The organism is Corallococcus sp. CA053C (assembly GCF_003611675.1).
Lineage (GTDB): Bacteria > Myxococcota > Myxococcia > Myxococcales > Myxococcaceae > Corallococcus.
Map to the genome: position 1 here is coordinate 1 of NZ_RAWA01000281.1, position 13,121 is coordinate 13,121.

The window sequence follows — 13,121 nt, forward strand, 5'->3', positions numbered from 1 at the left end:
CTCTTCGTGGACGTGGCCCGCGCCGACGGAGACGTGCGCCGCGAGGAGGTCCGCGAGGTCCGCCGCTACTTCGAGGAGGTCCTCCACGCGGACGCCCACACCGTCCAGGCCGTCCGCCGTCACCTGAAGGACTTCCTGCGACACCCTGCCTCGCTCGACGCGCCGGGGGCGCTCGCCTCCTGCCTGGAAGCCCTGCCTGCGGGCGAACGGCTGCGCCTCCTGGACGCCCTCTATGAGCTGGCGCTCGCGGACGGCCCGCTCCAGCGCTCCGAACGCGAGGCCCTCCAGCGCGTGGCCGAAGGGCTGGACGTCCCGGACGACAAGGCCCAGGCCCTGGCCGAACAGCACCTGGGCGACGCCACCGCCCACTACGAGCGCCTGGGCCTGACGGCGGAGGCCTCCGACGCGGAGGTGAAGAGCGCCTACCGCAAGCTCGCCGCCACCCACCACCCGGACAAGTCCAGCCACCTGGGGCCCCGGGCCGCCGAGCAGGCCGCCCGCCGCTTCCAGGAGGTCCGCGACGCCTACGAGGAAATCCGACGGCTGCGCGGTCTGTAGCCCGGGTTAGAACCAGGGAATCCCATGAGCAAGCAGCCCCCGAAGAAGAAGGAAGCGGCCTTCCAGAACAACCCCTTCAAGTCCGCCATCAAGACGCTCCAGGACCAGGAGAAGCAGGAGCAGCAGAAGGCCGCCGCCGAAGCCGCCGCGAAGAAGAAGGTCGTCGCGAAGCCCGTGAAGGCCCCCAAGGCCCGGCCTGAGGACGACGACGTGGGCCTCTTCTTCTCCGCCATGGACGGCGTGCAGCAGATCACCAACCGGGGTGAAGCCCCCAAGGTGAACCCGCGCCTGCCGGAGATCATCGACGACAACGCGGAGGCGCTGGCCCAGCTCTCCGAGCTCGTCGCGGGCGAGGGCGGCTTCGACGTCGCGGACTCCAACGAGTTCATCGAGGGCGCCGCACCCGGCGTGGACCGCAACCTGCTGCGCTCGCTGCGCCGGGGCGACTTCTCCGTGCAGGACACGCTGGACCTGCACGGCAAGACGCAGGCGGAGGCCCGGAGCGCCGTGGAGCGCTTCCTGTCCGACAGCCAGCGCTCCAAGAAGCGCTGCGTGCTCATCGTCCACGGGCGCGGTTTGAACTCCAAGGACCAGGTGCCCGTCCTGAAGGAGGGGCTGCGGGTGTGGCTGTCCCAGAAGCGGATGGAGCGGCTGGTGCTGGCGTTCGCCACGGCACGGCCGCAGGACGGGGGAACCGGCGCGGTGTACGTGCTCCTTCGCCGATAGCTTTACGCGTGCCCGGGGCTGTGCATACATGCCGCCATGGTTCGCGACCTGATTGACCTCCACATCCACGTGGGTGGCGCGGTGGCTCCGCACATCCTGTGGTCCATTGCCCATCAGCAGGGCTTCAAGCTTCCCGTCAAAAACTACTTCGACTTCGTCGAGCTGATCACCTCCCGTCCGGGCAAGGTGGGCAGCCTCGACGACTACCTGAAGATCCTCCACACCTGGACGGAGAAGATCCAATCCTCTCCCAGCGCCATCGAGCGCTCCGTCTACGAGGTGATTGGCAAGGAGTACCGCGGCAGCCGCGTCACGCAGATCGAGCTGCGCTTCAACCCGATGAAGCGCAACCTGTCCTCCGAGCTGGACCTGGACCACATCATCCACGCCGCGCTCCGGGGCATGGACCGCGCGGTGCTGGAGTACGGCGTGAAGGTGGGCCTCATCTTCTGCCTGGCCCGCGAGTTCGACCACAAGCTCAACAGCATCATCGTGGAGAAGGCCATCAAGTACCGCGGCCGCGGCGTGTACGGCATCGACCTGGCCGGCACCGAGCGCGACGCGATGGAGCACAAGCCCGCGCTGGCCCAGTACGAGGACCTCTTCGCCCGCGCGCGCAAGGCAGGCCTGAAGTGCACCGTGCACACCGGCGAGACGGCCGGCACGGGCGCCGAGGGCGTGATGGCGGTGGTGGACAAGCTCAAGCCCCACCGCATCGGCCACGGCATCCGCGCCGCCTACGACGAGTCCGCGATGAAGGTCCTGCGTGAGAACAACATCACGCTGGAGCTGTGCCCCACGTCCAACATCCACACCAAGGCCGTGGAGGACCTGGCGGAGCTCAAGCACATCATGCAGACGTTCTGGGACCGCAAGGTGAAGTTCACCATCAACACGGACGGCCCCTACCTGCTGGAGACGGACATGCGGCGGGAGATCGAGATCGTCGAGTCCAACGGCCTGCTCTCCACCGAACAGGTGGACCAGGCCCTGGCGTGGGCGCGCGAGGCGTCCTTCATCCCGGCCTGACGCATGTACGGCTTCACTCGCGCACTGCTCTTCACCCTGCCCCCGGAGCCCGCGCACCGGCTGGGCATGTCCGGGCTCGCGGCCCTGGGGAAGTGGCCCGCCCGCTGCCGCGCCATGCGCGAGCACACGCTGCGCCTGGCGCCCATGGACCTGTCCGTGGAGCTGGCGGGGCTGAAGTTCGCCCACCCGGTGGCGCTCGCCGCCGGGCTGGACAAGGACGCGGAGGCCGTGGACGGGCTGTTCGCCTGCGGCTTCTCCGCGGTGGAGATTGGCACCGTCACGCCGAAGCCCCAGCCGGGCAACCCGAAGCCGCGCCTGTTCCGGCTGCCGGAGCACCGCGCGGTCATCAACCGCATGGGCTTCAACAACCACGGCGCGGCCACCGCGGCGGAGCACCTGAAGGGCCGCTCGTGGAAGCCCGGCCCGTTGGGCGTGAACATCGGCAAGAACAAGGACACGCCGCTGGAGCGCGCGGTGGACGACTACGTGGCGTGCGTGGATGCGCTCGCGGCGCTCGGTGATTACGTCGTCGTCAACGCGTCCTCGCCCAACACGCCGGGCCTGCGCAAGCTGCAGGAGCCGGAGCAGCTCTCCGCGCTGCTGCTCGCGGTGCGCGAGCGGATGGAGGCCGTGGCCCCGGGCACGCCGCTGTTCCTGAAGATCGCCCCGGACCTCACGCCCGAGGCCGTGGATGAAGTGGTCGACGTGGCGATGAAGCGCGGGCTGTCCGGACTCATCGCCACCAACACCACCCTCACCCGCCCCTTCGAGCACGTACACGCGAAGGAGGCCGGCGGCCTGTCCGGCGCGCCCGTGCGGGAGCTGGCCAACGCTGTCATCCGCCGCGCGTACCAGCGCAGCCGGGGCGCCCTGCCCCTCATCGGCGTGGGCGGAGTGTTCACCGCCCAGGACGTCTACGAGAAGCTGCGCGCGGGAGCCACCGTGGTGCAGGTGTACACGGGCTTCATCTACGAGGGCCCGGGCATGGTGGACCGCATCCTCCCGGAGCTGGGCGCCCTGCTGGCCCGGGACGGCTTCGCGTCCGTGCGCGACGTGATTGGCGTGGATGCGCATACGGGGACGCCCGCCGTTCCGGTGTAGCGCCGCCGCCTCCGTTCGCTTTCGACTTCGTGGTGCAGGAAGAGGACCAGCGCATCGCGCTGTGGAAGAGCGACGGGACGCCTGGGGGCACCGTCGCCCTGCTGACGCTCCCCGCGCCGGACATGGGTGAGCGGCGCATCCAGAACCTCACCGCCGTCGGCTCCCGGCTGTTCTTCGAAACGCGATGCCGACCGTCCGGGCCTTCTCGCTGTGGTCCGTGCCGGCCGCGTTGACCTGCTCGGCCGGGAACCCCGTGGCCCGGTAGCCGCCTGATCAGGATGGGCGCCAGTCCCGTCCGAGCCCGTTTGGCAGAGCCAGCTTTCTCTTCCACCCGCCGTCCGTGCCAGACTGGCCGGATGAACCGCGTCCTCCTTCTGGCCGGACTGCTGAGCCTCGTTGCGTGCAAGGGCAACATCGGGCCAAACACCAACAACGGAGGCCCCAACAACCCCGGGGAGCCCGGTGGGTCCGGGGGAAACCTGGGCGCCGCGTGCGTGGTGCAGTCGGTGCTCACCAATCGCTGCGCCAGCTGTCACGGCGCACTGCCGACCCAGGGGGCGACGATGCCGCTGCGCACCCTGCACGACATGCGGGTGAGCTCGGCGATGGATGGGAAGCTCAGCAACGCCCAGCGCGCGCTCATCCGCATGCGCGACGACGCGTCTCCGATGCCGCCAGCCCCGCATGAGCGCGCGAGCGCAGCCGAGCGCACCGCGCTCGAGACCTGGATCAAGGAGGGGATGCCCCTCTGCAGTGGCACGAACGGCCCGCCCGTGACCGTCGTGCCCGAGCCCAACCTGCTCGATCAGTCCGCGCTCTTCACCTGCACCGAAGGCGTGCGCTCGGATGCGCCGACGCGCATCCGCCGCATGAACCGGCGCGAGTTCACCCGCAACGTCGGTGGCTCGGTCGAGCGCAGCTGGACCGGGTTCAGCTTCTACGACAACCCGCTCGATCCCAGCGCCATCGAGCAGTACAGCTCCTGGGCCACGGACGAGACGCTGGACGAGGCCACGGTGGAGCTCTTCCTGCCGGTGGTCGGCGCGGCCGCCGCGCCGTGGACGATGAACTACCCGGACGGCAACCGGATGGAGCGGGTCTTCACCAACAGCCGCTTCAGCTGCATGTTCAACGACGCGAACCCGAGCGACACCTGCAAGCGCTTCCACCTCGGCCAGATGCTCGAGTTCGGCGTCTTCTTCCGCCCACCCACCGAGGATGAGCTCACCCGCCTCACCGCCTTCGCGACCGCGGTCATCGCGCAGGAACCGAGCAACTCCCCGCAGAACCGCGCGGACTCCATCACGCGGATCTCCAACGCCGCGTGGATGATGACCGGCGCCATGTTCCGCCGCGAGCTGGGCGGCGAGCCGGCCGACGGTCGCGTGGAACTGACCAGCCTCGAGCTGGGCTCGCAGCTGGCCTACGCGCTGGCAGCGCGCGCGCCCTCGGCCACGCCGAGCTTCGTGTGGCCGTACTACTCCGCGCCCCTCGAGGGGCATCTGGCGGACGTGGCCCTTGCCGCGAAGGATGGTTCGCTCACGCAGGATGCGACGACCACCGCCCTGATCAAGAAGCACCTGGGCGGCGTCGACGCCAACCAGAACGGGACACCGCGCTTCGATCTGGTGCAGGACTACAACGAGGAGCAGCGCTCCAAGCGCGGGCAGTACTGGCTGGGTGACGGCGTCGCGGGCTTCTTCCGCGAGTGGCTCGGCTACGGGCACGTGTCCGCGGTGTTCAAGGAGTCCCCGGCGGCGACCTCGCGCTTCGAACTCGAGGGGCTCGACTACATCAGCTCGGTCTCGTACGAGAACCTGCTCACCAACTTCCATCCGCTGGAGCCGACCTTCATCCAGCAGTTCGACGACCTGATCGCGCGGGTGGTCGTCGAGGATCAGGACGTGCTGGCGAACCTGCTCACCACGCGCACCTTCTACGTGCCCTCCATGCAGAACGCGGCGTACGACTCGCATAAGGGCCTCTCGCACCCCTACAACGTCAGCGAGATCCTCCCGGCGACCGTCGCGGGCCGCTGGAAGACGCTGCCTGCCACGGAGCGCGCGGGCGTGCTGACCCACCCGGTGTGGCTGGCCGCGCACGGCGGCAACTTCGAGGACGATCCGTCCATCGTCCACCGCGGCAAGTGGGTGCGCGAGAACCTCCTGTGCGGCTTCGTCCCGCCGCTCAGCAGCGTGCAGGTAGCAGCCCAGGTCGGCGGTCACGCCGCCGACAAGAACGCGCGCCGCCGCCTGCAGGAGGCGACCGCCGGATCGCAGTGTCAGGGCTGTCACCGTCTGATGGAACCGCTCGGCCTGCCCTTCGAGATCTACAACCACGCGGGCTTCCTGCGCGCGCGGGATCACTCGACCAGCGGAGGCTGGACCCCGCCGGACGGAAGCTCGACGCTCACGTCGATGCCGGACCCCGCGCTGGACGGCCCGGTGCGCGACGCGGTGGAGTTGAGCGAGCGCCTGGCGACCTCGCGGCACGTGAAGCGCTGCTTCGTACGACAGGCCTTCCGCTACTTCATGGGACGCCCGGAGAACCCGAGCGACGCCTGCACGCTGACGCAGATGGAGCAGGCCTATGATCAGAACAAAGGCTCGTTCTCCAAGATGCTGACCACGCTGATGACCAGCGACACCTGGAAGACGCGGCGTGTGCCGCAGGCTGGAGAGTGACTGCCATGTTCTCGCGACGAACCGTCCTGAAGGGCATGGCCGCCGGCCTCTTCGCGCCCTACTTCCACGACGTCTACGCCCAGTCGTCAGCGTTGCCGGCGCGCCTGGTGCTGGTCCTCGAGTGCAATGGCGTCTACCCCCGCGCGCTCCTGAGCACGGGCACCCGCGCGGCGCTGGGTGGCCGCGCCAACACCTCCGACCGCCTCTTCTGGGACGCGTACAAGGACACGCCGCTGGTGCGTGAGGGCGACAATCTCGCCAGCGCGATCAGTCTCGGGCCGCTGGCGGCGTCTTCCGGCAACATCGACCTGGTGAACCGCTCCGCCGTGCTGCTGGGGCTCTCGAACCTCATCGCGGGCGGCGGGCACTCCAGCGGGACGGGCGGGCTGAGCTGCGCGGTGAACGGCGCGGGCGCGACCTTCGACGCGGTGATCGCACCTCGCCTGCGCCGGGGTGCACCGTTCGACGTGCTGCGCCTGGGCACCAGTTCCGCGCGCGTGTCGATCGTGTACGAAACCTGCGCGCTCGGACCCCGCAAGCCCGCGGGCATCATCGTCAACCCGTCGCTCGCGTTCGACAGCACCTTCGGCTCGCTGCTCGGCGGCTCGACGAATGGGCGCGATCGCAAGATGCTCTTCGACTTCGCGCTGGCCGACTCGCGCAAGGCGCTGGCGGAGTTCCGCGGCAACTCCAACGAGCGGCTGAAACTGGAGCGCTACGTCTCCTCGCTCGAGTCGCTGCGCACGCGGGAGGATCAGCTCACAGGCATGGCGGACCGCGTGCGGCCCTACCTGCCACTGTCGCCGAAGGACAACCCGCTGCTCACCGGAGCGGGTTCACCGCCCGACTCGCTGAAGTGGTTCGAGGCGCAGTTCCAGATCGCCACGGCGTCCCTCCTGGGCGGGCTGACGAACACGGTCGTGCTGGCGACGGGCACCTCGGGCTTCGACGTGTCCTACGGCCCGGACGTGAGCGACATCCCGCGACACAACTTGCAGCACGGCCTGGATGCGGGGCAGAACTGGGATCGCGTCGCCGAGGTCACCCGCCGCCACGTGCAGTTGGTGGCGAACCTGGCGAGGACGCTGGCCGCCACGCCCGAGGTCGGCGCGAGCGGCTCGATGCTGGATCACACGGCGATCGTCTTCATGTCCGACAACGGCGAGCAGCACCACTCCACCTCGCGTGAGTGGCCGAAGCTCGTGGTGGGCGGCAACGCGCTGGGCCTGAAGACCGACGGGCGCACGGTCGTGTACCCGAAGTACGACGCGGCCCGGAACCGGCAGGTCTCCAACCTCTTCAACACGCTCGGCCACGCGTTCGGAGACGCGGACTTCAACACCTTCGGGCAGGAGGGCAGCACGCGCATCGCGCCGGGACCGCTGAGCGAGCTGTATGGCTGAGCCGCGAGTACGGGCTGCTGAAGATGCGCTGAGCGCGCAGCCAATCACAGACATGCCCGCCCGCCGGGCGAAGTGCCGCTGGCGGGCAGTGGGGGCGTGACAGTCCTTGGGGGGCACTGCGTTCTTGGGTATAGCGCCGCCATGCCCACCCTCCTCCTCAGTGCGAAAGAGCTGCGCGGCCTCTACACCGTCGAACTCGGACTGGAAGCCGTGGAGCGCGCCTTCCTGGCCCATGGCCGGGGTGACGCGCTCATGCCGCCCAAGGTGTACCTGTCCCTGCCGAAGTACGACGGCGACTTCCGCGCCATGCCCGCGTTCCTCGACGGGGCCGCGGGCGTGAAGTGGGTCAACGCCCATCCGCGCAACCCGCAGAAGCACGGCCTGCCCACGGTGCGCGCCGTCTACATCCTCAGCGACCCGGACACCGCCTCCCCGCTGGCCATCCTGGACGGCACGCTGCTCACCGCGTGGCGCACCGGCGCCGCGGGCGGCATCGCGTCCAAGTACCTGGCGAAGAAGCAGCCCCGCACGCTGGGGCTCGTGGGCTGCGGCGTGCAGGCGCGGGTGCTCATCGACGCGCACCGCGCCCTCTTCGGCGACCTGGAGCTGCTCATGGCGGACGTGTCCGAGCAGGCCGCCAAGGCCCTCCAGCAGGAGAAGGGCGGCCGCGTGGTGAGCCTCCAGGAGGCCTCCGGCGCGGACATCGTCTGCTCCGCCACGCCCGCGCGCGCCCCCGTGGTCCGCCGCGAGTGGGTCAAGTCCGGCGCCCACATCAACGCCATGGGCGCGGACGCCCCCGGCAAGCAGGAGCTGGATCCGCGCCTGCTCGTCGAAGGGCGCGTCTTCATCGACGATGCGGAGCAGGCGCTCCACTCCGGCGAGGTCAACGTCCCCCTGCACGACGGCCTGCTGTCGGCGGAACAGCTCGCCGGAACGCTGGGCGAGGTCGTCGCGGGCCGCAAGCCGGGCCGCACCGGGGACGAGGTCACCGTCTTCGACTCCACCGGCCTCGCCGTCCAGGACGTGGCCCTGGCCCGCGCCCTCTACGACGTGGCCCGCGCCAGGGGCGTGGGGCAGCTCTTCGACCTCGTCGGGGACGCCTAGGCGGGGACGCCGGGGGAAGCGTCCCGTCCCGCACGGATTTTCGGGGACGGGGAAACTTTCTCCGGTTTCCGCGATAATCTCCCAGACTCACTTCTCCGCCCGGACGCGTCCCGCGCCGGGCGGCCAGGACAGGTGGTGCGCATGAGCTCGAAGATTTCGGACCGGACCGTCATGGCCGCGCTGAACACCAGCCAGCGCCTCAACGCCACCGAGGAGAAGATGCTCCAGGGGCTCAGCGGCGATGACCGGACCCGCGCCGAGGCCCAGCTGATGCTCCAGAAGCAGCAGGAGACGGTGAACTTCGTCTCCAACCTGCTCAAGGACAGCACCACGATGTCCGTGATTGGCAACCTGAAGTAGTCGCTCTCGGCGGGGGACGGGTGGAGGCCTCTGTCGCCTCCCCTCCACCGCTTCAGGCAAAAAAGAGAGCGCTCGCCGGCACCTTGGAGTTTTACCGGCGAGCGCCCCGGGCCGCGTGCCGACTGGCAGGGCCTCGTAAAGTCGCGGGCGGATGCGAAGCAGGCCCTCAGGGCTACTCCGCGCCACCTTCATGTTCAGCGTCCGCCCCGCGTCCCGTGCCTCCGGGCCCCGCGCTCGACGTCCGCTTCCTTCAAAACCACGTCCTGCCGGCGGTGATTCCTGATCCGCCTGATCCGACGCCACCCACGGTGAGCACGCCCGGTGTGACTCGCAATGCCCCTGGCGCCATTACCACAGGCTTCCTACCAATCTCCACGAAAAACGAGCTATTCCCATCTATAACCTGGAAACGCACGGAGGGATAAGCGCGGAGCACTTCCCCCTCCATACGAACGCGCCCGCCCCCAATTGCTTGAGGACGGGCTCGCATTATCCAGGGGGGTCTGACGTTTCCCGGCCCCGAGGGGCAGGGTTCAGCCCTGGGGCCGCTGTGCCACCCGGCGGTACAGCGCATCATGCTGTCCCACCAGCTTCTCCAGCGACAGGTCGCGGGCGACGAAGCGCCGGGCGGCCTTGCCCATCTTCCGGGCCTCCTCGGGCTGGGAGAGCAGCCGGCGGAACGCCTGGGCGAGCTGGGCAGGCCGCTGCGGCTCCACCACGAGCCCCCGCTCCCCGTCCACGATGAGGTCCGGGTTGCCGCCCACCCGCGTGACGACCATGGGCAGGCCCGCGGCCATGCCCTCCATCACCGCGTTGGACATGCCCTCCGCGGACGAGCACAGGACGCCGAAGGTGGCCCGGCCGTAGAGGGCCGGCACGTCCGAGCGGTGCAGGAGGAAGTGTACCCCGTCCGCCACGCCCAACTCGTGCGCCATCTTCTGCAGCGCGGGCCGGCGCGGGCCGTCTCCCACGAGCCACGCGTTCAGCCTCATGCCCTCATGACGCAGCATGGCAAGCGCGAGGAGCAGGTCCTCCTGCCGCTTCACCGGGTGGTTCATGTTGGCCACATGCACCACGGTGGGCACGTCGCCCGTGTCCGGGAGCGGCGCCTTGAGGCCCTCGGCGACGCGCGCGTCGAAGCGCCGCAGGTCCAGGCCGTTGTGGATGACGGAGACGCGGTCCGCGGGCAGCCCCTCCTCTTCCACCAGCATCGTGCGGATGGCCTCCGCGTTGGCGACGACGTGGTCCGCCATGCGCGTCATCTGCGCGTGCAGCAGGCGGCGGGCCCTGCCCTGCCAGTGGGACAGGTCCAACCGGCCGACGATGACCTTCGCGCCCGCGAGCTTCGCCGCCGGCACCGCGAGGATGCTCGAGTAGAAGTCGTGCACGTGCACCAGCTGCACGCGGTGCTTCCGGAGCCAGCGCGACAGGCGGAGGATCTGAAGGGCCGTGTTCGGCTTCACGAGCGACCCGTTGAGCGGGAACACCTCCGGCGCGTGGCCCAGCTTCCGGACGGACTCCATCAGCGGCCCGGCATCCTCCAGCACCGACACCTGCAGCTGGTAGCTGGACGGCAGCCCGCGCAGCAGCTCCAGAACCTGCACCTCGGTGCCACCAATGTGGAACGACCGGGTGAACTCCACCAGACGGAGGGGCTCCTGCCCCATCCGCGCTTCCTCACGCCGCATGCCCAGACCCCTCCCACGTGGCTCCCGGCACCGCGTTCTGTGCCGGCTGCCTCCCCACCGCCAGGGCGCGCTCCCGGGCCTGCGCGATGCGGTGCGCGCTCGCGGCCAGGCCGAAGAGCACGTAGCAGTGCGCGGACAGGATGTACCCGGAGAACAAGTCACAGATGAGGTAGCCCGCCACCGACGCCAGGAGTGCGCGCGCCAGCCACCCCATCTCCGAATCCGCCGACGCGGCCGCGGCCCCGCCCACGGATCCGCCCGAGAACACCAGGAAGCACAGGAGGCCGATCCACCCGAGCTCCCCGATGACGTCCAGGAAGATGTTGTGCGCCACGTAGGCGCGGTGCGCCTCGGGCGGCGCGTACTCGAACCACGCGTAGCGGAAGCCGCCCGCGCCCACGCCCAGCAGCGGCTTGTCCAGGCTGATGCGGCTGGCCACCTGCCACGCGTACACGCGGCCCATGGCGGACGCGTCCTCGTGGAAGCTCGTCACCGTCTCGTTGCGCTGCCAGAAGCTCTTGGGCGCGAACACCGCCAGGCCCAGCACGAACACCGTGCCCAGCACGATGGCCTGCATGCGGCGCTTCTCGCGGATGGCCCACAGCGCCATCGCCACCGACAGGCCGATGAAGCCACCGCGCGAGTGCGACAGCACGATGGCCACCACCGACAGGATGGCGGACGCGCCGCAGAGGATGCGGAAGAACCACGGGGTGCTCTTGCGCGCCACGAAGGCCACCGCGAGCGGCACCACGACGACCAGGTTCATCGCCATGTGGTTGGGGTCCGCGTACACGCCGACCCAGCGCGAACGGAAGCCCTCCACCATGTTCTCGCCGACGATGTACCAGTTGATGACGCCAATGGACGTCACGATGGCGCCCAGCACCATCGCCGCGCACACCGCCGCCAGCCGCTTGCTGTTCGTGATGACGTTCACGAGCGTCAGGTAGATGGCCGTGAGCTTCAGCAGCTCCACGCCCTGGAAGCGCGTCACGTCCGGGTTGACGGACCACGCCACCGAACAGAACGCCAGCGACGAGAACGCCAGCAGCGCGATGCCCCGCGCCCCGTCGAAATAGAGCGGCTCCGCCTTGCCCAGCCGCCGCATCACCATCAGGCCGGCCGCCAGGCCCGACGTCAGCAGCGCGAGCCGCAGCGGCGCGAGCGCGGGGATCCACTCACCCGGCACCGCGTACATCACCGCCGCGAACCCCACGAGCAGGAAGAAAGCCAGCACGTCGCGACGCTGCCCCTGCGCGCCCGGTTCCATGAACTCCACCCCTTCGCTGTCGGTCGCTCGTCCCGTCACACGCGTGCCCCTGGCCCTCTTGGAAAGCCGTTGGTTGGCCGGACGCAGGCACGCCGCACGCGGAACGCATGCGCGACACCGACGAACAGCCAGCGGGCGGGGGCAAAGCAGCGGGCGTGCCAGGGGATGCAGGCGCAGGAAGCCCGTATCTTCGGGCAGTTGCGCGATCACCCCCGACACGGGGGCCGGGCAAGGCTGAAAAAGCTACGGGACCGGCGCGCTCTCCATCGGAAGCACCGCGGAAGCGATGAGGTCCAACCGCCCCTCGCGCAGCCACGGTGAGCCCAGCTCCGACACCAGCCGCGCCAGCGTGACGTTCACCACCCGACGCAACTCCTCCCGCGCACGCTCCGGAACGGCGGGCGTGAGCGCGGCCAGGGCCCGCTCCGCCGCGCTCGCGCGCAGGCGCGGCGCCTCCGGTGAGCCCTCGAAGAGGCGCTGGCCCAATTCCACCGTGCGCCCCAGCGGCACGGGCCGCACGTCCACGCGCTCCTCCAGGACGGCCATGGCGACCACCGCCGCCCACAGCCGCTCCACGCCCAGCACGTCCAGGGACACGCCGAAGCGCGCCAGCACGGTGTGCGCGGCGGACTCGGAGCCGCCCAGGAGCGCGCCCAGCGCCGCCACCTGCGCCTCCGCCCGCGCGAGCAGCACCTCCGAGCCGGCCACCTCCCGCAGCGAGCGGAACGGCACGGCCTCCGCGCCCGGGACTCGCAGCGCCCGGCGGGGACGCTTGCGGCGCAGGGCCTCCAGCGCCGCAGCCTCCTCGGGGAGCACGAGCGGCACGTCGTCCAGCTTCACGAAGGGCTCCTTGAAGAGCCGGTCCGCGCGGTACTTGAGCTGGAGCGTCAGCGTGAAGCCCACCTGGAAGACGCGGCGCAGGGGCGTGTCCCGCAGCGCGTCCGGCGCCCGGGCCGGGTCCCCGCCCGTCAGGTGCTCCAGGCCCAGCGACAGGTAGTCGCGCACCCACTCACCCACGCGGCGCACGGCGTCCAGGTCACCCGGGTCGCCCAGCTCGGCGACGAGCACTGCGTTGGCCACCTCGCGCAGCTCGTCCTCCGCGTTCATCCGCTCCGTGTCGGACAGGTCCCGGAAGGCCGCCTCCACGTAGTCCACGTGGCCACCGTTGGTGGTGAGCGCGGGAGCGGCGCTGGGG

General features: G+C 70.1%; 11 protein-coding genes. 8 read left to right on the forward strand and 3 right to left on the reverse strand.

The features are described from left to right. From D7V97_RS29485 to D7V97_RS29525, 8 genes are all read left to right on the forward strand, one after another. Positions 1-558, forward strand: a 558-nt coding sequence (locus tag D7V97_RS29485) for a TerB family tellurite resistance protein (RefSeq protein ID WP_120613969.1), incomplete at its 5' end; no start/stop codon positions are given. A gap of 24 nt (positions 559-582) precedes the next feature. After that, entirely contained in the window at positions 583-1,284 is a 702-nt protein-coding gene (locus D7V97_RS29490) for a Smr/MutS family protein (RefSeq protein WP_120613970.1), read from the forward strand. A 36-nt stretch (positions 1,285-1,320) separates the two neighbouring features. Continuing rightward, positions 1,321-2,313, forward strand: a complete 993-nt coding sequence (add, locus tag D7V97_RS29495; RefSeq protein ID WP_120613971.1) for an adenosine deaminase — start codon at positions 1,321-1,323, stop codon at positions 2,311-2,313. Positions 2,314-2,316: 3 nt separating this feature from the next. Continuing rightward, the gene (locus D7V97_RS29500; RefSeq protein ID WP_120613972.1) at positions 2,317-3,414 is read left to right on the forward strand and encodes a quinone-dependent dihydroorotate dehydrogenase; all 1,098 of its coding nucleotides are present in this window, start codon (positions 2,317-2,319) and stop codon (positions 3,412-3,414) included. Between the two features lie 356 nt (positions 3,415-3,770). After that, on the forward strand, positions 3,771-6,098 hold the full coding sequence (locus tag D7V97_RS29510) for a DUF1588 domain-containing protein (RefSeq protein WP_120613974.1): 2,328 nt from the start codon (positions 3,771-3,773) through the stop codon (positions 6,096-6,098). Between the two features lie 5 nt (positions 6,099-6,103). Then, complete coding sequence (locus tag D7V97_RS29515) at positions 6,104-7,501, forward strand: DUF1552 domain-containing protein (protein ID WP_120613975.1); 1,398 nt, start codon at positions 6,104-6,106, stop codon at positions 7,499-7,501. Positions 7,502-7,642: 141 nt separating this feature from the next. Then, on the forward strand, positions 7,643-8,605 hold the full coding sequence (locus D7V97_RS29520; RefSeq protein ID WP_120613976.1) for an ornithine cyclodeaminase family protein: 963 nt from the start codon (positions 7,643-7,645) through the stop codon (positions 8,603-8,605). A gap of 141 nt (positions 8,606-8,746) precedes the next feature. After that, a complete protein-coding gene (locus D7V97_RS29525; RefSeq protein WP_120613977.1) occupies positions 8,747-8,965 on the forward strand; it encodes a hypothetical protein in 219 nt (72 codons plus the stop codon). Positions 8,966-9,498: 533 nt separating this feature from the next. Here the strand turns inward: D7V97_RS29525 and D7V97_RS29530 are convergent. The 3 genes from D7V97_RS29530 to D7V97_RS29540 all read right to left on the reverse strand — a co-directional run. After that, on the reverse strand, positions 9,499-10,653 hold the full coding sequence (locus D7V97_RS29530; protein ID WP_120613978.1) for a glycosyltransferase: 1,155 nt from the start codon (positions 10,651-10,653) through the stop codon (positions 9,499-9,501). Continuing rightward, positions 10,643-11,926, reverse strand: coding sequence for an O-antigen ligase (locus tag D7V97_RS29535; RefSeq protein WP_120613979.1), 1,284 nt, complete (start codon positions 11,924-11,926; stop codon positions 10,643-10,645). The genes D7V97_RS29530 and D7V97_RS29535 overlap by 11 nt, the downstream gene beginning before the upstream one ends. A 243-nt stretch (positions 11,927-12,169) precedes the next feature. Continuing rightward, positions 12,170-13,121, reverse strand: a 952-nt coding sequence (locus D7V97_RS29540) for a DUF6178 family protein (protein WP_233583303.1), incomplete at its 5' end; no start/stop codon positions are given.

Excerpts from the sequence above, each read along its gene's own strand:
- D7V97_RS29490 (WP_120613970.1), top strand. The coding sequence starts at position 583 with ATGAGCAAGCAGCCCCCGAAGAAGAAGGAAGCGGCCTTCCAGAACAAC.
- add (WP_120613971.1), top strand. The coding sequence starts at position 1,321 with ATGGTTCGCGACCTGATTGACCTCCACATCCACGTGGGTGGCGCGGTG.
- D7V97_RS29500 (WP_120613972.1), top strand. The coding sequence starts at position 2,317 with ATGTACGGCTTCACTCGCGCACTGCTCTTCACCCTGCCCCCGGAGCCC.
- D7V97_RS29510 (WP_120613974.1), top strand. The coding sequence starts at position 3,771 with ATGAACCGCGTCCTCCTTCTGGCCGGACTGCTGAGCCTCGTTGCGTGC.
- D7V97_RS29515 (WP_120613975.1), top strand. The coding sequence starts at position 6,104 with ATGTTCTCGCGACGAACCGTCCTGAAGGGCATGGCCGCCGGCCTCTTC.
- D7V97_RS29520 (WP_120613976.1), top strand. The coding sequence starts at position 7,643 with ATGCCCACCCTCCTCCTCAGTGCGAAAGAGCTGCGCGGCCTCTACACC.
- D7V97_RS29525 (WP_120613977.1), top strand. The coding sequence starts at position 8,747 with ATGAGCTCGAAGATTTCGGACCGGACCGTCATGGCCGCGCTGAACACC.
- D7V97_RS29530 (WP_120613978.1), bottom strand. The coding sequence starts at position 10,653 with ATGCGGCGTGAGGAAGCGCGGATGGGGCAGGAGCCCCTCCGTCTGGTG.
- D7V97_RS29535 (WP_120613979.1), bottom strand. The coding sequence starts at position 11,926 with ATGGAACCGGGCGCGCAGGGGCAGCGTCGCGACGTGCTGGCTTTCTTC.